General features: G+C 66.5%; 21 protein-coding genes. 7 read left to right on the top strand and 14 right to left on the bottom strand.

Annotated elements, in window-relative coordinates; translation table 11 throughout:
- Positions 1 to 49 precede the first annotated feature (49 nt).
- Positions 50 to 778 (top strand): hypothetical protein, encoded by a 729-nt coding sequence (locus tag PTT45_RS06470; RefSeq protein WP_273812188.1) that lies wholly within the window; start codon positions 50 to 52, stop codon positions 776 to 778.
- Between the two features lie 42 nt (positions 779 to 820).
- Here PTT45_RS06470 and PTT45_RS06465 read toward each other — a convergent pair whose 3' ends face one another.
- From PTT45_RS06465 to exbB, 6 genes are all read right to left on the bottom strand, one after another.
- Entirely contained in the window at positions 821 to 2,227 is a 1,407-nt protein-coding gene (locus PTT45_RS06465; RefSeq protein ID WP_273812187.1) for an aminoacyl-tRNA deacylase and HDOD domain-containing protein, read from the bottom strand.
- Positions 2,228 to 2,329: 102 nt separating this feature from the next.
- Entirely contained in the window at positions 2,330 to 4,405 is a 2,076-nt protein-coding gene (gene recG, locus PTT45_RS06460; RefSeq protein ID WP_273812186.1) for an ATP-dependent DNA helicase RecG, read from the bottom strand.
- Positions 4,402 to 5,334 (bottom strand): hydrogen peroxide-inducible genes activator, encoded by a 933-nt coding sequence (locus PTT45_RS06455; protein WP_273812185.1) that lies wholly within the window; start codon positions 5,332 to 5,334, stop codon positions 4,402 to 4,404. Before PTT45_RS06455 ends, recG begins: the two co-directional genes overlap by 4 nt.
- A gap of 118 nt (positions 5,335 to 5,452) precedes the next feature.
- On the bottom strand, positions 5,453 to 6,166 hold the full coding sequence (locus PTT45_RS06450) for an energy transducer TonB family protein (RefSeq protein WP_273812184.1): 714 nt from the start codon (positions 6,164 to 6,166) through the stop codon (positions 5,453 to 5,455).
- On the bottom strand, positions 6,163 to 6,588 hold the full coding sequence (gene exbD, locus PTT45_RS06445) for a TonB system transport protein ExbD (RefSeq protein ID WP_273812183.1): 426 nt from the start codon (positions 6,586 to 6,588) through the stop codon (positions 6,163 to 6,165). Before exbD ends, PTT45_RS06450 begins: the two co-directional genes overlap by 4 nt.
- Before the next feature lie 3 nt (positions 6,589 to 6,591).
- Entirely contained in the window at positions 6,592 to 7,704 is a 1,113-nt protein-coding gene (gene exbB, locus PTT45_RS06440) for a tonB-system energizer ExbB (RefSeq protein WP_273812181.1), read from the bottom strand.
- A 169-nt stretch (positions 7,705 to 7,873) separates the two neighbouring features.
- Between exbB and PTT45_RS06435 the strand changes: the two genes are divergently transcribed.
- A complete protein-coding gene (locus PTT45_RS06435) occupies positions 7,874 to 8,725 on the top strand; it encodes an SDR family oxidoreductase (protein WP_273812180.1) in 852 nt (283 codons plus the stop codon).
- Here the strand turns inward: PTT45_RS06435 and PTT45_RS06430 are convergent.
- From PTT45_RS06430 to PTT45_RS06400, 7 genes are all read right to left on the bottom strand, one after another.
- Complete coding sequence (locus PTT45_RS06430) at positions 8,722 to 9,078, bottom strand: hypothetical protein (protein WP_273812179.1); 357 nt, start codon at positions 9,076 to 9,078, stop codon at positions 8,722 to 8,724. The two genes, PTT45_RS06435 and PTT45_RS06430, sit on opposite strands and share 4 nt — an antisense overlap.
- A 5-nt stretch (positions 9,079 to 9,083) precedes the next feature.
- Positions 9,084 to 9,815, bottom strand: coding sequence for a hypothetical protein (locus PTT45_RS06425; protein WP_273812178.1), 732 nt, complete (start codon positions 9,813 to 9,815; stop codon positions 9,084 to 9,086).
- 5 nt (positions 9,816 to 9,820) lie between these two features.
- Positions 9,821 to 10,201, bottom strand: coding sequence for a RidA family protein (locus PTT45_RS06420; RefSeq protein ID WP_043307666.1), 381 nt, complete (start codon positions 10,199 to 10,201; stop codon positions 9,821 to 9,823).
- A 45-nt stretch (positions 10,202 to 10,246) separates the two neighbouring features.
- The gene (spoT, locus tag PTT45_RS06415) at positions 10,247 to 12,355 is read right to left on the bottom strand and encodes a bifunctional GTP diphosphokinase/guanosine-3',5'-bis pyrophosphate 3'-pyrophosphohydrolase (protein WP_273812177.1); all 2,109 of its coding nucleotides are present in this window, start codon (positions 12,353 to 12,355) and stop codon (positions 10,247 to 10,249) included.
- Between the two features lie 62 nt (positions 12,356 to 12,417).
- Positions 12,418 to 12,684 (bottom strand): DNA-directed RNA polymerase subunit omega, encoded by a 267-nt coding sequence (gene rpoZ / locus PTT45_RS06410; RefSeq protein ID WP_273812176.1) that lies wholly within the window; start codon positions 12,682 to 12,684, stop codon positions 12,418 to 12,420.
- A gap of 105 nt (positions 12,685 to 12,789) precedes the next feature.
- Positions 12,790 to 13,410, bottom strand: a complete 621-nt coding sequence (gene gmk / locus PTT45_RS06405) for a guanylate kinase (RefSeq protein ID WP_273812175.1) — start codon at positions 13,408 to 13,410, stop codon at positions 12,790 to 12,792.
- Positions 13,411 to 13,449: 39 nt separating this feature from the next.
- Positions 13,450 to 14,313, bottom strand: a complete 864-nt coding sequence (locus tag PTT45_RS06400) for a YicC/YloC family endoribonuclease (protein ID WP_273812174.1) — start codon at positions 14,311 to 14,313, stop codon at positions 13,450 to 13,452.
- Positions 14,314 to 14,471: 158 nt separating this feature from the next.
- Here PTT45_RS06400 and rph point away from each other — a divergent pair, with 158 nt between their 5' ends.
- From rph to PTT45_RS06385, 3 genes are read left to right on the top strand one after another with little or no spacing between them, the layout of a single operon-like run.
- The gene (gene rph / locus PTT45_RS06395; RefSeq protein WP_273812173.1) at positions 14,472 to 15,191 is read left to right on the top strand and encodes a ribonuclease PH; all 720 of its coding nucleotides are present in this window, start codon (positions 14,472 to 14,474) and stop codon (positions 15,189 to 15,191) included.
- Positions 15,192 to 15,215: 24 nt separating this feature from the next.
- Complete coding sequence (locus PTT45_RS06390) at positions 15,216 to 15,581, top strand: DUF4870 domain-containing protein (protein ID WP_043307658.1); 366 nt, start codon at positions 15,216 to 15,218, stop codon at positions 15,579 to 15,581.
- Between the two features lie 57 nt (positions 15,582 to 15,638).
- On the top strand, positions 15,639 to 16,574 hold the full coding sequence (locus tag PTT45_RS06385; RefSeq protein ID WP_273812171.1) for a DUF808 domain-containing protein: 936 nt from the start codon (positions 15,639 to 15,641) through the stop codon (positions 16,572 to 16,574).
- A 22-nt stretch (positions 16,575 to 16,596) separates the two neighbouring features.
- On the opposite strand, the gene PTT45_RS06380 is transcribed toward PTT45_RS06385, so the two are convergent.
- A complete protein-coding gene (locus PTT45_RS06380; protein ID WP_273812169.1) occupies positions 16,597 to 17,376 on the bottom strand; it encodes an exodeoxyribonuclease III in 780 nt (259 codons plus the stop codon).
- Positions 17,377 to 17,467: 91 nt separating this feature from the next.
- Between PTT45_RS06380 and pyrE the strand changes: the two genes are divergently transcribed.
- Positions 17,468 to 18,109: an orotate phosphoribosyltransferase gene (pyrE, locus tag PTT45_RS06375; RefSeq protein WP_273812168.1), complete on the top strand. Its 642-nt coding sequence runs from the start codon at positions 17,468 to 17,470 to the stop codon at positions 18,107 to 18,109.
- Between the two features lie 20 nt (positions 18,110 to 18,129).
- Positions 18,130 to 18,732, top strand: coding sequence for a DUF4124 domain-containing protein (locus PTT45_RS06370; RefSeq protein WP_273812167.1), 603 nt, complete (start codon positions 18,130 to 18,132; stop codon positions 18,730 to 18,732).
- Positions 18,733 to 18,750: the final 18 nt, after the last annotated feature.

Here is an 18,750-nt window from a genome sequence, read left to right as displayed (position 1 = left end):
TTGCCGCCTGCCGCTTGGCTAGGCTGGGCTTTTCCACGGAACCGTCGTCATGCGTTTGCCACTTTTCCTCGCCGCTACCCTGTTCGCGCTGGCTCCTCCCGTGCAGGCTGCCGATGCCACCCTCGAGCGGGTTCTCGACCTGGCCGGGGTCAAGCTGCTCTGCGAGCAGAGTGCGCCATTGTTGCAGCGCGGCATGAACGCTGAGCAGCAGAAGGCGCTGGGCCAGGCCTTCGCCGCGGAGCCGCTGTGCGCCGACCTGGCCAAGCGGGTGGCCGCCAAGGTGAAACCGGCGCAGCTGCAACAGGCGCTGACGCTGCTGGACAGTCCGCTGGCCCAGCATTTCACCGCCGCCGAGCGTGCGGTGGGTGGAGATGGTGGCCTGGCCGCCTACCGCCAGCAGCTGCAGGAGCGCCCGCCGCTGGGCAAGCGCCTGGAACTGGTGCAGCGCCTGGACAAGGCCGCGCACACCACCGAGCTGGCTACCCTGCTGCGCTATGAGGTCGGCAAGACCCAGGCGCTGCTGGCGCTGCGTGCGCGTGGCGGCAATCTCGACGAGAAGGCCCTGGCCGAGCAGACCGCTGCGCAGCTTGCGCCGCTGCGTGAGTCCAGTGCCAAGGGCATCGAGGCGTTCATGCTCTATGCCTACCGGCAGACGCCCAGCGACCAGCTCGGCGAGTACGCTGCGCTGTATGAGCAGGCGCCGCTGCGAGCGGTGCTGGATGCCAGCGTCAAGGCGCTGCCGGAAGTGTTCGCCGCCAGGCGAGCCAAGCTCAAGTAACGCAAAAGGGGCCCGAGGGCCCCTTTTCATGCGCTGCAGCGATCAGTGATGATTGAACTGCGAAGCCAGTTCGCGCAGCGCCGCTTCCGCCTGCAGCACCTTGTTCAGCGCGTCCTCGGCCTTGTCGCGGCTGATGCCCAGGCGCTCGAATAGCGCGTCCGGCAGATCATGCTGCGGGCCGCTGCCGATACCACGGCTGCGCAACAGGTTGACCGCCAGGCACACCAGGTTCGGGTAGGCGGCATGGGCGCCATCGTAGGCCGGGTCGTGCTGGAAGCGCAGAGCGGTGGCCAGCTCTTCCGGCATGTCCCAGAAGCGCATCAGCCAGGCGCCGATCTGCTCGCGGGTGATGCCCAGCAGGTGCTGCTCGACATAGCCGGCGGACAGGTGTGGGTTGACCTCCAGGTGCCGGCAGATCAGCGAGAAGTGCGGCGGGAAGACGTGGGCCAGGACCAGATAGCCGAAGTTGTGCAGCAGGCCGGCGAGGTAGGTCAGGCCGGCTTCCGGGCGCTGGGCGCGCGGCATGGCGCGGGTCAGGCCCTCGATGATGGCGGCGGTGTAGATCGCCTGCTGCCAGTAGGGCGTGGCCTGTTGCGGCTGGTCCTTGGGCAGGGCAAGGGTTTTGCCCAGGGCCAGGCCGAGGGCCAAGTTGATCACCAGGTCGAAGCCCAGTACGCGAACGATGGCGTCTTCCACCGAGCGGATCTTGCCGGGCGCAGCGTAGTAGGGCGAGGCGGCCCAGCTGACCACCTGGGCGGCCAGCGCCGGGTCGGTTTCGACCACGCCGGTGATGTCGTCGACGGTGGCGTCCGGGTCGACGCGCAGCTTGATGATCTTCTGTGCGGTTTCCGGCAGCGGCGGGATCTCGATGGTTTCCTCGAGGCGCTGCTGGATGCGGCGAGCGGTGAAGGCCTGCACCGCCTGGGTGATCTCGGCGCGGTCGTCGTCGGGGCGATTCAGATTCGGACGAATGCCGGCCAGCGGCTCGCCGAAACGCGCGGCGCTGGCCTTGGCCAGCAGCACCGATTTGTAATGTTCGCTGTCGATTTCCAGCAGCACGCCGGGCTGGCCGGACTCGACCAGCAGACTGGGCTCCTGCAGCAGGCGCTCGTCGTACAGGCAGGGCGAGCTGGTCAGCGGCGGCAGGCCCGGCAGCAGGCCGAGGTCGTGCTTGGCCAGCATGCGCTCCATGCGCTCGGGCTTGACTGCGGTGAGCTTGCGTCCGGTCAGTTCGGCCAGGCGGTTGAGGTCGAGCAGCTGGCTCTGCGGGAACAGCACCAGCAGCGCACCGACCGCATCTTCCAGCAGCGCGGCCTGCACGCGGCGGGCGGCCGGGTGGGCGGGATGTTCGGCGCGGATGAGGCAAGGTACGCCGAGCTTCTCGAGGAGTTGCAGGATTACCGCCGGCGGGCGCGGGGCGGAATCAGGAGCGAGGGCGACTTCGGTCATATGCGGGATCCGGCAGGGACTACTTTTTCTGGAGTATAACCAGCGGGGCTGAGCCGACGCGCGGCCGTCGGACGGGCGACCGGCGGCGTTTCGTGCGCCACATCACACTTGGCCATACTGTTGGCCATGACGCAACCAGCGTTCGAGCAGCGGGCTGACATGTTGCGGCCAGCGTGCCAGCAGCTCCTGCGCGGCTTCGCGCACGGCTGGCAGCAGGTCGGCGTCGCGCATCAGGTCGGCGACCTTGAACTGCAGCAGGCCGGTCTGGCGGGTGCCGAGCATCTCGCCGGGGCCGCGCAGTTCCAGGTCCTTCTCGGCGATGACGAAGCCGTCGCAGGTCTCGCGCATGATGCCCAGGCGTTCGCGGCCGAGCTGTGACAGCGGCGCGTGGTAGAGCAGCACGCAGTGGCTGGCGGCGCTGCCACGGCCGACCCGGCCACGCAGCTGGTGCAGCTGGGCCAGGCCCAGGCGCTCGGGGTTCTCGATGATCATCAGGCTGGCATTGGGCACGTCGACGCCGACTTCGATGACGGTGGTGGCGACCAGCAGCTGCAGGTCGTTGCGCTTGAACGCGTCCATCACCTCGGCCTTCTCGGCCGGCTTCATGCGCCCGTGGATCAGGCCGACACGCAGCTCGCCCAGTGCGCTGGAGAGCTCCTCGAAACTGGTCTCGGCGGCCTGGCAGGTGAGCTCCTCGGACTCCTCGATCAGGGTGCACACCCAGTAGGCCTGGCGCCCCTCGCGGCAGGCCGCGCGCACCCGCTCGACCACTTCGAAGCGGCGGCTATCGGGCACCAGCACGGTGTTCACCGGGGTGCGCCCGGGCGGCAGCTCGTCGAGGATCGAGGTGTCGAGGTCGGCGTAGGCGCTCATCGCCAGGGTTCGCGGGATCGGCGTGGCGGTCATGATCAACTGGTGCGGGCACAGGCGCCCGTCGATGCCCTTCTGCCGCAGCGCCAGGCGCTGCTGCACGCCGAAGCGGTGCTGCTCGTCGATGATCACCAGCGCGAGTCTGGAAAAGCGCACCTCGTCCTGGAACAGCGCATGGGTGCCGACCACCATCGGTGCGCCGCCGGCGATCTGCTCCAGCGCTGCGCTGCGCGCCTTGCCCTTGAGCTTGCCGGCCAGCCAGGCGACCTCGATGCCCAGCGGCTGCAGCCAGCGGGTGAAGTTGAGGTAGTGCTGCTCGGCGAGGATCTCGGTCGGTGCCATCAGCGCCACCTGGTAGCCGGCCTCCAGCGCCTGCAGGGCGGCGAGGGCGGCGACCACGGTCTTGCCGGCGCCGACGTCGCCCTGCACCAGGCGCAGCATGGGCTCGGATTGCGCCAGGTCGTAGGCGATCTCGGCACCGACCCGTTGCTGCGCACCGGTGGGGGCGAAGCCGAGGTTGGCGAGGAACTGCTGCGGCAGCTTCTTGGCCGGCGGCAGCACCGGTGCGGCCTGGGCGCGTACCTGTTCGCGCAGGCGCTGCAGCGACAGCTGATGAGTCAGCAGTTCCTCGAAGGCCAGGCGATGCTGGGCCCAATGACGACCCTCGGCCAGCTCTTCCTGGTCGGCGTCCGGAGGCGGCCGGTGCAGGTAGCGGATGGCTTCGTCCAGCGGGCCCAGCTGGTAATCGCGGCCCAGTTCGGCGGGCAACCAGTCCGGCAGGCTCTGCGGGCCGAGGCGGGCCAGGGCCTGCTGGCTGAGCTGGCGCAGGCGCTGCTGGGTCAGACCCTCGGTGGTCGGATAGATCGGCGTCAGGGTCTGCTCTACCGGCGCCGGCTCGTCACCGCTCTGCGCGCGGTATTCCGGGTGGTAGATCTCCAGACCGGTGGCGCCGGGGCGCACTTCGCCGTAGCAGCGCAGGGCGGTGCCGCGCTTGAGGCCATCCTTCTGCGCCTGGCTGAAGTGGAAGAAACGCAGGGAGAGCGTGCCGGTACCGTCCTGCAGGCGCACCAGCAGGCTGCGGCGGCGGCCCATGGCCACGTCGGCGCCGGCCACTATGCCTTCGACCACGGCGTCCTGGCCCGGGCGCAGGGCGCCGATCGGGGTGATGCGGGTGCGGTCCTGGTAGCGCAGTGGCAGATGGAACAGCACGTCCTGCAGGTTCTCCAGGCCGACCTTGCTCAGCTTCTCGGCCAGCGCGTCACCGACGCCCTTGAGCACGGTGACCGGGACCTGTGCCAGCTCGGTCATGCCGGGGTGGCTTCACCCTGGGGGCGGGCGACCGAGCACAGGCGGATCGAGTCGGCCAGCACTTCGATGGCCTTGGGCCGCGGGAAGCTGGCGCGCCAGGCGATGGCCACGGTGCGGAACGGCGCCGGCGCGGTCAGCGGGCGCACCTCGATCACGCCGGGGGCGTAGTGGTGGCTGTCGACCGCGGAGAACGGCAGGATCGACACGCCGAGGCCGGAGGCGACCATGTGGCGGATGGTCTCCAGCGAGCTGGATTCCACCGTGGTGTGCTTGGCCGAATCCTCGCCACCCTTGCGCAGCGACGGGCAGGCTTCCAGCACCTGGTCGCGGAAGCAGTGGCCCTCGCCGAGCAGCAGCAGGCTCTTGTCGTTGAGCAGTTCCTTGTCGATGGTCTCGCGCTCGGCCCAGGGATGGCCAGCCGGCAGCAGGGCGAAGAACGGCTCGTCGTACAGCGGCTTGGTCAGTACATCGGCTTCCTGGAACGGCAGGGCGATGATGATCGCGTCCAGCTCGCCGGTGCGCAGCTTGTCACGCAGGATGTGGGTGAAGTTCTCTTCGATGTACAGCGGCATGTCCGGCGCGACGCGGTGCAGCTGCGGGATCAGGTGCGGGAAGAGATAGGGGCCGACGGTGTAGATGGCGCCGATCTTCAGCGGCGCAGCCAGCTGGTTCTTGCCGGCCTGGGCCAGCTCGCGGATGCCCTGGGCCTGTTCCAGCACCTTCTGCGCCTGGGTGACGATGCCCTCGCCGACCGGGGTCAGGCGTACCGCGCTCTTGCTGCGCTCGAAGATCAGCACGCCGAGCTCGTCTTCCAGCTTCTTCACCCCGACCGACAGGGTCGGCTGGCTGACGTGGCAGCGTTCGGCGGCCCTGCCGAAATGCTGTTCCTGTGCGAGGGTGACGATGTAGCGCAGTTCGGTGAGGGTCATAGGTAAATTCCATTGAGATGCGGCCAAGCATAGCGGCTGCATTCAACGGAACCAACCGGGCCGCTCAGAAAGATGCGACCCGGCTGGCCATGCCGCCTGCCGGGGTTCCGGCAGGTGTTCAGCGGGTCAGCGTGAAGTTCAGCGGATAGTCGATCGACATGCTGTTGCCGCTCAGCACCTTGGCGGGTGGCGCTGGGACCGGGCTGGCCCGGCGCAGCTGGCGCTGCACGTCCTGGTCGAAGGAACCGCGCGCGGTGGAACTCTTCACTTCGCTGGCGAGGATGCGGCCATGGGCGTCGATGGTGAAGTTGACCAGCAGGGCATGCTTGCTGCCCGCGCGGTTCATTCGCCGCTCGCGCTCCGGATAGTGCAGGCGCTTGCTCAGGTAGGCCTGCAGCTTGGCCATCCACAGGGCCTTCTCGCGGTCGATCTCGCCTTGGTTGGTCTGCTGCTGGACCGGTGCGCGCACCGGGGCGGCGGCCTTCTCCTGGCTGGCGACCTTGGGCGCCTCGGGCTGCGGCTTGACCTCGGGCTTGGGCGGCTGCGGTTTGACCTTGGGCTTCGGCTTGGGCTTGACGATGGCGAGCTTCGGCTTGGGCGCCTCGACCACTTCGGGAATCGGCTCCGGCTCAGGCTCGACGATCGGCTGCGGCGGAGTCGGTTCCGGCGGCGCGGCAACCGGCTCCAGCTCGATCAGCATGGCAGCCGGTTCGAGCAGGACCGGAGTCATCGCCGGTTTCCACAGCAGGGCCGCGTAATAGACGACCAGGTGCAGGGCGATCACGGCGATCAGGCTGACGGCCCACAGCGGCAGGCGGCGCGCTTGGCTCATTTGCTACCGACCGTTTCCAGGCCGACCAGGCCGATCTTCAGGTAACCGGCACCGCGCAGCTGATCCATCACGTTCATCAGGTCGGAGTAGTCCACGCCCTTGTCGCCACGAACGAAGATGGTCTTCTCCTTGTCGCCGCCGGTCATGCGGTCCAGCGACGCCTTGAGCTGGGTCGGATCGATCTGCTGGTTTTCCAGGTACAGGCTGGTGTCTTCCTTGATGCTCAGGTAGACCGGCTTGTCCGGGCGTGGCACAGGCTTGGCGGTGGATGCCGGCAGGTCGATCTTCACGTCCACGGTCGCCAGCGGTGCGGCGACCATGAAGATGATCAGCAGCACCAGCATGACGTCGATGAACGGGGTGACGTTGATCTCGTGGTTTTCCTGGAGGTCGTCACTGCCCTCGTGCAGATGCAGCCCCATGCTTCATACCGCCTTGGCGACAGGCTGGGCGCGCTCGCCGACCGGCTGGTCGAGATCGCGGCTGACCAGCAGCAGGACTTGGGCCGACGCATCGGCGACCTGCGCCTTGTAGCCGGTGATGGAGCGGGCGAAGACGTTGTACACGACCACGGCCGGGATGGCGGCGACCAGGCCCAGCGCGGTGGCCAGCAGGGCCTCGGCGATGCCCGGGGCGACCACGGCCAGGTTGGTGGTCTGCGACTCGGCGATGCCGATGAAGCTGTTCATGATGCCCCACACGGTGCCGAACAGGCCGACGAAGGGGGCGGTGGAACCGATGGTGGCGAGCACGCCGGTACCCTGGCTCATGGCGCGGCCGCTGGCAGCGACCAGGCGCTCCTGGCGGAAGCTGACGCGTTCCTTGATACCTTCCTTCTCCTTGCAACCGGCGGACAGGCGCAGTTCGTCGCGGGCGTCCTCGATCAGCTGGGAGCTGAAGCTGTGCTTGGTGCGAGCCTGCTCGGCGGCCTGGGCCAGGGTGCGCGCGGATTTCAGTTCCGGCAGCTCACGCTGCAGGCGGCGGCGGGCGACGACCAGTTCCAGGCCTTTGGCGACCCAGACGGTCCAGGTGAGGATCGAGGCCAGGACCAGGCCGATCATCACGCTCTTCACCACGCGGTCGGCGTTCTGGTACATGCCCCACGGCGACAGGTCGTGCAGCACTTCTTCCTCGACCTGTTCGGCGTCGCCTTGCAGCGCCTGCAGGGCGGCCTGCAGTTGCTCGGCATCGGCGCCGACGATGTTGTTCTGCTGGAGGAACTCCAGGCGAGCGGCTTCGACCTGCTCGGCGGTGGCCTCTTCGCCCAGCCCGTCCAGCTTGGCCTTGAGGGCCTCGGCTTGCGGGTGGGCCACGGGAGCGGTGGCCAGGGCCTCGCCGGTAGCCGCCGGAGCGGTTGCGGCCGGGTCAGCCGGAGTGCCGGTGGATGCAGCTGCCGGAGCAGTGGCGGCAGGCTGCTGGGTGGCCGGGGCTACTTCTTCGGCATGCGCGCCGAACGGCAGCAGCAGGCCGAGCAGCAGGGCTGGCAGCGAAAGACGGGAGAAGAAAGTGGGCTGGGCGCGGAGGGCGGTAGAATTCATGCTGGCCGGACCTGAAGTGGGGGGAGCGTCGGACGGGGATGAGAACCCCGTGCAAAAACGGCCTGTATTATTGCAAGTAATTCTTGTTTGTGAAAGCAATAATGTAACTATTCCACCCGCCCCGGTTTTTCTGTAACCACCGTCCTTTCCTGCGAGGTAGACCTTCTCCATGTCCAAGACCCTGATGATTGCTGGCTGCGGTGATGTCGGCAGCCGCCTGGCCCTGCGTCTGCAGCCCTGCGGCTGGACCCTGTATGGCCTGCGGCGTGATGTCGCGCAGTTGCCGGCGGGGATCCACCCGGTGGCCGGCGACCTGCAGCAGCCGGTGTGCCCGGCGGCCTGGCCCGCGGGGGAGCTGGACTACCTGGTGTACTGTGCGGCAGCTAGCCAGCATGACGAGGCCGGTTACCGCAGCGCCTACGTCGATGGCCTGCGCCATGTGCTGGCCTGGCTGGGCGAGCGTGGTCAGCGGCCCAAGCGCCTGCTGTTCGTCTCCAGCAGTGGTGTCTACGCCCAGCAGGATGGCGAATGGATCGACGAGACCGCGCCAGCCGAGGCCGAGGGCTACAGCGGCAAGGTGATGCTCGAGGCCGAGCAACTGGCGCTGGCCAGCGGTGTGCCGGCCAGCCTGGTGCGCCTGACCGGCATCTACGGCCCCGGTCGCCAGTGGCTGCTCAATCAGGTGCGCCAGGGCTACCGGGTGGCCAGCGAGCCGCCGCTGTACGCCAACCGCATCCATGCCGAGGATGCCGCCGGCCTGCTGGCCTTCCTGCTGCAGGCCGACGCCGAGGGCGCCGAGCTGGCTGACTGTTACCTGGGCGTGGACGACGAGCCGGCGCCGCTGCACGAGGTGGTCGGCTGGCTGCGCGAGCAGATGGGGGTGACCCAGTGGGCCGAGGAGAACAGCGTGCGGCGTGCTGGCAGCAAGCGTTGCAGCAATGCGCGGGCGCGGGCCCTGGGTTGGGCGCCGCAATACCCCAGCTATCGCGAGGGCTATGCGGTGGTGCTGGCAGCCGACTAGTCGCTGCGTCCGGTGTAGTGCCCGCTATCGTCGTAGCGGCGCCCGTCCGGGTCTTCGCGCCCCTGATAGTGTCCGGAGTCGTCGTAGTGGCGGCCATCCGGATCCTGGCGGCCGGTATAGCGGCCGCTGTCGTCATAGCTACGACCATCGGCGTCAAGGCGTCCCGTGTAATGGCCGGATGCATCGTAGTGGCGGCCGTCCGCATCGGTGCGGCCGGTGTAGCGCCCGCTGTCATCGTAGCTGCGCCCGTCGTCGTCGGTACGCCCCAGATAGCGGCCGCTGTCGTCGTAATGGCGCTGTTCGGCCTGGGCAGTCAGGCTCGCCAGCAGGAGGCAGAGCAGGATCGGGCGCATGTCGTTCAGTCCCTTTCCAGCAGCCAGGCCTGGCGACCGGGGCGGTAGCTGGGCACCTCATCGGCGGTGGACTGGTTGAGCGCCTCGACGATGCGCAACTGATCGCCGTCGCGCTCGAACAGCCAGGGCGCGCCCTGGTTGCCGAGCTGCAGCCACAGGCTGTCATTCTCGCCGGCCATGGAGGCGCAGTCGCCAGCCAGGCACAGCGCATAGCGCTCGGCGCCGGGCAGGCCTTCCAGGCGACCGTCCGGGTGGAACAGCACCAGGCCGCCCTCGCCGACACCCTCAAGAATCTTCCACTCGCCGCCCAGGTAGGCCTGGTACAGCGCCCACTCGAAGCTGCTGCCGAGCGGCGCGCCGGCCTCGGCCTGCTGCTGCGGGCGGCTGAAGTGCTGCTCGGGGCCGTAGGCGCTGGCCTGTTGCACCAGTTCGTCGCCCTGCAGCTGCAGCTGCTCCTGGTAATCGCCCTGGTAGTCCACCTGCAGCAAGCCGTCCGCAGTCGTGCTCAGGCGCCCCTCGGGAGCCTCGAAACCGTTGCTGTAGGCGGCTTGGCCGCGCTGGCTGTCCAGGCGCCATTCCAGGTTCGGGCCGTGGGCCAGCAGGGCCTCGCGCAGCGGAATGCCGGTGCGCGCGGCATCGATGATCGGCTGGTTGATCCAGGTGCCGTCCGGACTTTGCGGACCGGCGCAGCCGGCCAGCAGCCCGGCGCTCAGGGCGAGCGGCAGAAGGTGGCGCATGGGGTTCAGTCGAGAACCAGGATGCCGTCCATTTCCACCTGCGCGCCGCGCGGCAGGGCGGCTACGCCGATGGCGGCGCGGGCCGGGTAGGGCTGCTCGAAGTAGCGGCCCATGACTTCGTTGACCTTGGCGAAGTGGGACAGGTCGGTGAGGAAGATGTTCAGCTTGACCACGTCCTTGAACGAGCCGCCGGCGGCCTCGATCACGGCCTTGAGGTTTTCGAACACCTGGACGGTCTGTTCCTCGAAGCCCTGCACCAGTTCCATGCTCTTCGGGTCCAGCGGGATCTGCCCGGACAGGTACACGGTGTTGCCCGCCTTGATCGCCTGGGAGTAGGTGCCGATGGCGGCCGGGGCGTTGGGCGAGGTGATGACGGTCTTGCTCATGGGAACTCCGATTCCAGGGATTTGTTGTTCTGTGGCGGCCGCGCGTCAGGCGCGCATGCGGGTGATGCGGATGACGCCGGCGAGGGCGCGCAGCTTCTTGATCACGCGGGCCAGGTGCACGCGGTCATGCACGCTGACGACCAGCTGGACCACGCTGATGCGGCCGTCGCGCTCGTCCATGCTGATCTTCTCGATGTTGCCGTCGGCGGCGTTGACGCTGCTGGCCAGCAGGGCGATCAGGCCGCGCTGGTGTTCCAGTTCGACGCGCAGTTCGACGTTGAATTCGCCGGCGACATCCTTGGCCCAGTTGAGCTGGATGCATTTCTCCGGGTTGTGGCGGATGTCGGCGATGTTCTTGCAGTTCTCCAGGTGCACCACCATGCCCTTGCCGGCCGACAGGTAGCCGACAATGGGGTCGCCCGGGATCGGCGTGCAGCACTTGGCGTAGCTCATCACCAGGCCTTCGGTGCCGCGGATGGCCAGCGGGCCATCGGTGTTCGGCGCGGCTTCGCCGGTCTCGGCGAGCAGGCGGCGGGCGACCACGTAGGCCATGCGGTTGCCCAGGCCGATGTCTTCCAGCAGGTCCTCGAACACTTCCAGGCGGTACTCGCCCAGCACGGCCTGGATGCGCTCGGGGGTGATCTTCTCCAGGTGGCTGTCGAAGCCGGTGAGGGTCTTGTTCAGCAGGCGCTCGCCCAGGCTGATGGATTCGGAGCGGCGCTGCAGCTTGAGCGCGTGGCGGATGTGCGTGCGCGCCTTGCCGGTGACCACGAAGTTGAGCCAGGCCGGATTCGGTCGCGCGCCGGGAGCGGTGACGATCTCCACCGTCGAACCGCTCTCCAGGGCCTGCGACAGCGGCGCCAGGCGGCGGTTGATGCGGCAGGCGATGCAGCTGTTGCCGACGTCGGTGTGCACGGCGTAGGCGAAGTCGACCGCGGTGGAGCCTTTCGGCAGCTCCATGATCTTGCCCTTCGGGGTGAAGACGTAGACCTCGTCGGGGAACAGGTCGATCTTCACGCTCTCGATGAACTCCAGCGAGTTGCCGGCGCGCTGCTGCATCTCCAGCACACCCTTGACCCACTGGCGGGCGCGGGCATGGTTGCCCTTGGGCGCTTCGTCGCCGTCGGCCTTGTATAGCCAGTGGGCGGCGATGCCGTTGTTGGCCATCTCTTCCATCTCGCGGGTGCGGATCTGGATCTCGATGGGCACGCCGTGCATGCCGAACAGGGTGGTGTGCAGCGACTGGTAGCCGTTGGCCTTGGGAATCGCGATGTAGTCCTTGAAGCGGCCCGGCAAGGGTTTGTACAGGTTGTGCACCACGCCGAGGGCGCGGTAGCAGGTGTCGACCTTGTCGACGATGATGCGGAAGGCGTAGACGTCCATGATCTCGTTGAACGCTCGGCGCTTGCCACGCATCTTCTGGTAGATGCTGTAGAGGTGCTTCTCGCGGCCGATCACCTCGCCGTGCATGCCCTCGCGCTCGAGGCAGGCGGTGATCGATTCCTCGATCTTGGCGACGATTTCCTTGCGGTTGCCGCGGGCACGCTTGACCGCGGTGCGGATGCGCTCGGAACGCATCGGGTGCATGGCCTTGAAGCCGAGGTCCTCGAACTCCACGCGCATGCTGTGCATGCCCAGCCGGTTGGCGATGGGTGCGTAGATTTCCAGGGTTTCCTTGGCGATGCGCCGGCGCTTCTCGCCGGACAGCACTTCCAGGGTGCGCATGTTGTGCAGGCGGTCGGCCAGCTTGACCAGGATCACGCGAATATCGCGGGCCATGGCCATGGCCATCTTCTGGAAGTTCTCGGCCTGCGCCTCGGCCTTGGTCTGGAAGTCCATCTGGGTCAGCTTGCTGACCCCGTCCACCAGCTCCGCCACGGTCTCGCCGAACTGCGCGTGGAGGGCTTCCTTGGCGATGCCGGTGTCCTCGATCACGTCGTGCAGCATCGCGGCCATCAGGCTCTGATGGTCCATGTGCATGTCGGCGAGGATGTTGGCGACGGCGAGCGGGTGGGTAACGTAGGCCTCACCGCTGCGGCGGCGTTGCCCGTCGTGTGCCTGCTCGGCGTAGAAGTAGGCGCGGCGGACCAGGTTGACCTGATCCGCGGCCAAGTAAGTCGATAGTCGGTCGGCGAGGGTGTCTATGCTCGGCATGGGATTGCCCCCTGCCGCGCTTGGTATAGACCCGGTGCCGCGTGACTTCGACCAGGCATAGGCTACAGAGGCTCGTTGGCCTCTTCCTCGAAGGCAGCGGCGAACAGCGGCTCTTCCTCGACGAGGTCTTCCTGGGCGACGAACTCGGCATCAACCAGGCCAGCAGCGATTTCGCGCAGGGCCACTACGGTCGGCTTGTCGTTTTCCCAGGCGACTTTCGGCTCTTTGCCGCCGGTGGCCAGTTGACGGGAACGCTTGGTGGCGAGCATGACCAGCTCGAAGCGGTTATCGACGTTGTCCAGGCAGTCTTCAACGGTAACGCGGGCCATGGTGTTCCTCGTGGCAAATAGCAAATAAGGCTGGGCCCGGATGGGCGAGCGGACTGAATAGTCTAAAAAATCACCAGCAATTAGGGAAGGCCTTTCGGTGCCCGCTTATCCCAACAACTCGCCGAGCAGGCCGGCATGGCGCTGGCTCTGCGTGCCGCTGAGCAGCTGGTTGGAACGGAAGATAGCCTGCAGATCGCTCAGTGCATGGTCGAAATCGTCGTTGATCACCAGGTAGTCGTACTCGACATAGTGGCTCATTTCGCTGACTGCATCGCGCATGCGCCGCTCGATGATCTCGGCGCTGTCCTGGCCGCGGTTGGTCAGGCGATGACGCAGGGCCTCCTGGGTCGGCGGCAGGATGAAGATCGATTTGGCCTGCGGCATCAGCTTGCGTACCTGCTGGGCGCCTTGCCAGTCGATCTCGAGGATCAGGTCGAAGCCCTCGGCCAGGGTTTGCTCCAGCCACTTCTGCGAGGTGCCGTAGAAGTTGTCGAAGACCTGGGCATGCTCGATGAACTCGCCGCGTTCGATCATCGCGGCGAAGGCGCCATGGTCGACGAAGTGGTAGTTGACCCCATCCTGCTCGCCCGGGCGCATGGCACGGGTGGTGTGCGAGACGGAAACGCGGATGCGTGGCTCGCCGTCGAGCAGGGCCTTGACCAGGCTGGTCTTGCCGGCGCCGGAAGGGGCGGAAACGATATAGAGGGTGCCGGTGGTGGCGGTCATCTGTCTGTCCTGGTAGCGCTTTGGATCAAGCCTAGCGGCTTATTCGATGTTCTGGACCTGCTCGCGCATCTGCTCGATCAGGACCTTCAGGGTCACGGCGGATTGAGTGCTGCGCGGGTCGAAGGCCTTGGAGCCGAGGGTGTTGGCTTCGCGGTTGAGTTCCTGCATGAGGAAGTCCAGGCGACGGCCAGCGGCACCGCCGGCCTTGAGCACGCGGCGTACCTCGGTGACGTGGGTGCTCAGGCGATCCAGTTCCTCGGCGACATCGCTCTTCTGGGCCAGCAGCACCAGCTCCTGCTCCAGGCGTTGCGGGTCCAGCTCGGCCTTCATCTCGGCGAAGCGTGTCTCGATCTTCTGCCGCTGATTGGCGAGCATCTCCGGGATCAGTACGCGCAGGGCGGCGACTTCTTCGAGGATGTTGTCCAGGCGCTCGTTGAGCAGCTTGGCCAGCTCGGCGCCTTCGCGGGCGCGGCCGTTCTTCAGTTCGCCAAGGGCCTGCTCGAACAGCTTGAGCGCGGCAGCATTGAGAGCCTGCGGATCGGCAGCGTCGGCCACCAGCACGCCGGGCCAGGCCAGCACTTCCAGCGGATTCAACGGAGCCGGCTGCTGAATCAGTGCAGCGACCTGCTCGGCGGCGGCGACCAGCTGGCGTGCGCGGTTCTCGTCCACTTGCAGGCTCTTGCCGGCATTCTCCTCGGCGAAGCGCAGGGTGCATTCCACCTTGCCGCGCGACAGACCCTGGCGCAGGGCTTCGCGCACGGCGCCTTCGAGGTCGCGGAAGGCTTCCGGCAGGCGCAGGTGCGGTTCCAGATAACGGTGGTTGACCGAGCGCAGTTCCCAGCTCAGGGTGCCGTTGGCCTCGGCGCCCTCGACGCGGGCGAAGGCGGTCATGCTGTGCACCATGGGGAGAACCTCGTGGAAGTTGAATGAGGCGCGAGATTGTAGCGCAGAGCGACCGTCGGCCCAATCTGGCGTGTCGTGCCGTCGGCAGCGGCCCTATAATGCCGGCAGGTCGGGCGTTGCCGCGCCCGAGATTTCCGCTTTCCTACAGGTACCAGCAGATGAAACGTCCCAGCGGCCGTGCTTCCACCCAGTTGCGTTCCGTGCGCATCACCCGCAACTACACCAAGCACGCCGAGGGTTCGGTGCTGGTCGAGTTCGGCGACACCAAGGTCATCTGCACCGCCAGCATCGAATCTGGCGTGCCGCGCTTCCTCAAGGGCCAGGGCCAGGGCTGGCTGACCGCCGAGTACGGCATGCTGCCGCGCGCCACTGGCGACCGTAACCAGCGTGAGGCGAGCAAGGGCAAGCAGGGTGGTCGCACCCTGGAGATCCAGCGCCTGATCGGCCGCTCGCTGCGCGCCGCGCTGGACATGAGCAAGCTGGGCGAGAACACCATCTACATCGACTGCGATGTAATCCAGGCCGACGGCGGCACCCGTACCGCTTCCATCACCGGTGCCATGGTGGCCCTGGCCGACGCGCTGAAGGTGCTGAAGAAGCGTGGCTCGCTGAAGGGCGAACCGCTCAAGCAGATGGTCGCTGCCGTCTCGGTCGGCATCTACCAGGGCGAGCCGGTGCTGGACCTGGACTACCTGGAAGACTCCGCCGCGGAGACCGACCTCAACGTGGTGATGACCGACAGCGGTGGTTTCATCGAGGTGCAGGGCACTGCCGAAGGCGCCCCCTTCCAGCCGGAAGAGCTCAATGCCATGCTGGCGCTGGCCCAACAGGGCATGCGCGAGCTGTTCGAGCTGCAACGCGCGAGCCTGGCCGACTGATCCCAACCCGTCGCGGAGAGCCCCATGGAAGAGCAGAGCGTCAATCCCACCCCGAGTTCGGAAGCCCGCCAATGGGCGATGTTCTGTCACTTCGCGGCCTTCGCCGGCCTGCTGATTCCCTTCGGCAATCTGCTCGGGCCGCTGATCATCTGGCAGCTCAAGCGTGACCTCGATCCCTTCGTCGACGACCAGGGCAAGGAAGCGCTGAACTTCCATATCACCGTTTCCATCGCCGCACTGGTGTGCATCCTGCTCGCGGTGGTGGTGATCGGTTTCCTGCTGCTGCCGCTTCTCGGCCTGGCCGCGCTGATCCTCACCATCATCGGCGGCATCAAGGCCAACGAGGGGCGCAGCTATCGCTACCCGCTGTGTTGGCGGCTGATCAAATAATCTCGGGCCCCGCATGCGGGGCCTTTTTCTGCAACCTAAGGAACAAGGAAGCCTGAAGTGGCCGGAGCCAGTCTGTTAACCCTGCTCGACGACATCGCCAGTGTGCTGGACGACGTCTCGGTGATGACCAAGGTGGCGGCGAAGAAGACCGCTGGTGTATTGGGCGACGACCTGGCGCTGAACGCGCAGCAGGTCACCGGGGTCAAGGCCGAGCGCGAGCTGCCGGTGGTCTGGGCGGTGGCCAAGGGCTCGTTCATCAACAAGCTGATCCTGGTGCCGGCGGCGCTGCTGATCAGTGCGTTTGCGCCCTGGCTGGTCACGCCGCTGCTGATGCTCGGCGGTGCTTTCCTGTGCTTCGAGGGCTTCGAGAAGCTGGCGCACAAGTATCTGCACAGCAAGGAGGAAGATCAGCAGCACCATGCCGAGCATGTGCAGGCGCTAGCCGATCCGGCGGTGGACATGCAGGCCTTCGAGAAGGACAAGATCAAGGGTGCGGTGCGCACCGACTTCATCCTCTCCGCCGAGATCATCGCCATCACCCTGGGTGTAGTGGCCGAGCAGGCCTTCCTGCAGCAGGTCATCGTGCTGTCCGGTATCGCCCTGCTGATGACGGTGGGGGTTTATGGCCTAGTCGCCGGCATCGTCAAGCTGGATGACGCCGGTCTGTACCTGAGTCAGCGCGCCAGTGCGGCGGCGCAGAGCCTGGGGCGCGGCATCCTGTGGCTGGCGCCCTGGCTGATGAAGGTGCTGTCGGTGGTAGGGACCGCGGCCATGTTCATGGTTGGTGGCGGCATCCTGACCCATGGCATCCCTGGCGCTCACGAGCTGATCCATCACTGGATCGAGCCGATCGCGGCGCTGCCTGCCGTCGGCGGGGTGCTGGCCGTGCTGGCGCCGACCCTGATCGACGCCCTGTTCGGCGTGCTGGTCGGCGCTCTGGTGCTGGCGCTGGTAAGCGTGGTGGGCAAGGCCTGGGGCGCGTTGCGCGCCTGACCACGAGCGGCAGGCTGGCTGCTTAGACGCTGAGCAGCCAGTCGTAGTCGACGATCAGCGGCGCGTGCTGGGAGAAGCGCGGCTGGCGTGGCAGCTTGGCGTTGCGCACGATGCGGCGCATGCCCGGCGTCAGCAACTGGTAGTCGAAGCGCCAGCCGAGGTTGAGGAGCTCGGCCTGCTCGCTATCCGGCCACCAGCTGTACTGGTCGCCTTCGCGGCTTACTTCGCGCAGGGCATCGACATAGCCCATGTTGCCGATCACCTCATCCATCCAGGCACGCTCAGGCGCCAGGAAACCCGGTAGCTGCTGGCTGTCGCGCCAGTTCTTCACGTCCAGCTTCTGGTGCGCCACGTAGAGCGAGCCGCAGTAGATGTACTCGCGACGCTTGCGGCGCTGTTTGTCCAGGTAGCCAGTAAAGTCGTCGATGAACTTGAACTTGTGGTTCAGGCTCTCGTCGCCGCCCAGGCCGGACGGCAGCAGCAGGGTGGCGATGCTCACCTTGTCGAAATCGGCTTGCAGGTAACGTCCGTAACGGTCAGCCATCTCGAAACCGAGGCCGTGGATCACCGCCTTGGGTTGCAGGCGCGAGTAGAGCGCCACGCCACCTTGAGCGGGCACTTCGGCATCGGCCGCATAGAGAAAGTAGCCATCCAGCTGATAGGCCGGATCGTCCAGTTCGAAGGAGGAGACTCTTGTATCCTGCAGGCAGATCACGTCGGCATTCTGGGCCTGCAGCCAGCTGAGCAAACCTCGCTCGACTGCGGCCTGAATACCATTCACGTTCACACTGATGATCCGCATAAATGGCCCCCAAAAACACCTGCGTGTATGATACCCGAGCTCATTCCCATTAGCTAAATTCATAGCTAAATCCGTGCCTACGGAGCTTTGCATGCAGGCGTATCAACGCGAATTCATCCGTTTTGCCATCGAACGCGGCGTGCTGCGTTTCGGTGAGTTCACCCTCAAGTCCGGGCGCACCAGCCCCTACTTCTTCAATGCCGGTTTGTTCAGCAGCGGCCTGGCCCTGGCCAAGCTCGGGCGCTTCTATGCGTCTGCGCTGATGGATGCAGGTATCGACTTCGACGTGCTGTTCGGTCCGGCCTACAAGGGCATTCCTCTGGCTGCTGCCACTGCCGTGGCTCTGGCCGAGCAGCACGAGCGCGACCTGCCCTGGTGCTTTAACCGCAAGGAAGCCAAGGACCATGGCGAGGGCGGCACCCTGGTCGGTGCGCCTCTGGCCGGGCGGGTGATGATCGTCGACGACGTGATCACCGCTGGTACCGCGATCCGCGAAGTCATGCAGATCATCCAGGCCCAAGGCGCCCAGGCAGCCGGTGTGCTGATCGCGCTGAACCGCCAGGAGCGCGGCAAGGGCGAGCTGTCGGCGATCCAGGAAGTGGAGCGCGACTACGGCATGCCGGTGGTCAGTATTGTTTCCCTGGAGCAGGTACTGGATTATCTGGCTGGTGATGCTGAGCTGAAGAAACACCTGCCGGCGGTGGAGGCCTACCGCGCGCAGTACGGCATCTGAACTCGAACAAGGAAAGCTCCATGCTCCGATCGGCACAGCTCTTGGTTCTGATATTCGCCGCAATACCCCTGCTGGCTTCCGCGGCTGGCGCGCAGGATGAAGGCGCGGAGTCCTATCGCTACAAGGACAATCAGGGTCGGGTGGTGCTGAGCCGGCAGGGCGTGCCTCCGGAGTTCATTGCCAATGGCTACGAGGTGCTCGATGTCGACGGGCGAGTGCTTCGCACCGTTGCGCCGGCTCCCAGTCTTGAGGAGCGTCAGCGGCTAGTTCAGGAGAAGGCGCGGGCCAAATCCGACGCCCAGCTCCTGCGCATCTATTCCGAGCCGTCCGATGTGGACCGGGCTCGTGATCGTAAATTGGCGGAGCTGGACGGAGTGATCAGCGTGGCACAGAGCAATCTGCACTCGCTGCGCACCCAGCAGGCCAATCTCCAGGGGCAGGCAGCCGACTTCGAGCGGGTCGGTCGCCAGGTGCCTGAGCATCTGCTGGTGCAGATCGACAACCTCAAGGCCGAGCAGGCGGGTATCGAGAAGGATATCCAGCGCTATCAGCAGGGCCGTCTCGATGCGAAGGCCTCGTTTGCGGCAGATCGTGAGCGCTTGATCGAACTGCGCGGCGAGTGATCCCGCCGCGCGGCGCCA

This window comes from Pseudomonas sp. Gutcm_11s (assembly GCF_028649395.1).
Classification (GTDB): Bacteria; Pseudomonadota; Gammaproteobacteria; order Pseudomonadales; family Pseudomonadaceae; genus Aquipseudomonas.
Note: the sequence above shows the minus strand (reverse complement) of the source record. Positions and strands in the feature narration are given on the sequence as shown.

Coding starts and splice junctions, on each gene's coding strand:
- PTT45_RS06470 (WP_273812188.1), top strand. CDS start 50: ATGCGTTTGCCACTTTTCCTCGCCGCTACCCTGTTCGCGCTGGCTCCT.
- PTT45_RS06465 (WP_273812187.1), bottom strand. CDS start 2,227: ATGACCGAAGTCGCCCTCGCTCCTGATTCCGCCCCGCGCCCGCCGGCG.
- recG (WP_273812186.1), bottom strand. CDS start 4,405: ATGACCGAGCTGGCACAGGTCCCGGTCACCGTGCTCAAGGGCGTCGGT.
- PTT45_RS06455 (WP_273812185.1), bottom strand. CDS start 5,334: ATGACCCTCACCGAACTGCGCTACATCGTCACCCTCGCACAGGAACAG.
- PTT45_RS06450 (WP_273812184.1), bottom strand. CDS start 6,166: ATGAGCCAAGCGCGCCGCCTGCCGCTGTGGGCCGTCAGCCTGATCGCC.
- exbD (WP_273812183.1), bottom strand. CDS start 6,588: ATGGGGCTGCATCTGCACGAGGGCAGTGACGACCTCCAGGAAAACCAC.
- exbB (WP_273812181.1), bottom strand. CDS start 7,704: ATGAATTCTACCGCCCTCCGCGCCCAGCCCACTTTCTTCTCCCGTCTT.
- PTT45_RS06435 (WP_273812180.1), top strand. CDS start 7,874: ATGTCCAAGACCCTGATGATTGCTGGCTGCGGTGATGTCGGCAGCCGC.
- PTT45_RS06430 (WP_273812179.1), bottom strand. CDS start 9,078: ATGCGCCCGATCCTGCTCTGCCTCCTGCTGGCGAGCCTGACTGCCCAG.
- PTT45_RS06425 (WP_273812178.1), bottom strand. CDS start 9,815: ATGCGCCACCTTCTGCCGCTCGCCCTGAGCGCCGGGCTGCTGGCCGGC.
- PTT45_RS06420 (WP_043307666.1), bottom strand. CDS start 10,201: ATGAGCAAGACCGTCATCACCTCGCCCAACGCCCCGGCCGCCATCGGC.
- spoT (WP_273812177.1), bottom strand. CDS start 12,355: ATGCCGAGCATAGACACCCTCGCCGACCGACTATCGACTTACTTGGCC.
- rpoZ (WP_273812176.1), bottom strand. CDS start 12,684: ATGGCCCGCGTTACCGTTGAAGACTGCCTGGACAACGTCGATAACCGC.
- gmk (WP_273812175.1), bottom strand. CDS start 13,410: ATGACCGCCACCACCGGCACCCTCTATATCGTTTCCGCCCCTTCCGGC.
- PTT45_RS06400 (WP_273812174.1), bottom strand. CDS start 14,313: ATGGTGCACAGCATGACCGCCTTCGCCCGCGTCGAGGGCGCCGAGGCC.
- rph (WP_273812173.1), top strand. CDS start 14,472: ATGAAACGTCCCAGCGGCCGTGCTTCCACCCAGTTGCGTTCCGTGCGC.
- PTT45_RS06390 (WP_043307658.1), top strand. CDS start 15,216: ATGGAAGAGCAGAGCGTCAATCCCACCCCGAGTTCGGAAGCCCGCCAA.
- PTT45_RS06380 (WP_273812169.1), bottom strand. CDS start 17,376: ATGCGGATCATCAGTGTGAACGTGAATGGTATTCAGGCCGCAGTCGAG.
- pyrE (WP_273812168.1), top strand. CDS start 17,468: ATGCAGGCGTATCAACGCGAATTCATCCGTTTTGCCATCGAACGCGGC.
- PTT45_RS06370 (WP_273812167.1), top strand. CDS start 18,130: ATGCTCCGATCGGCACAGCTCTTGGTTCTGATATTCGCCGCAATACCC.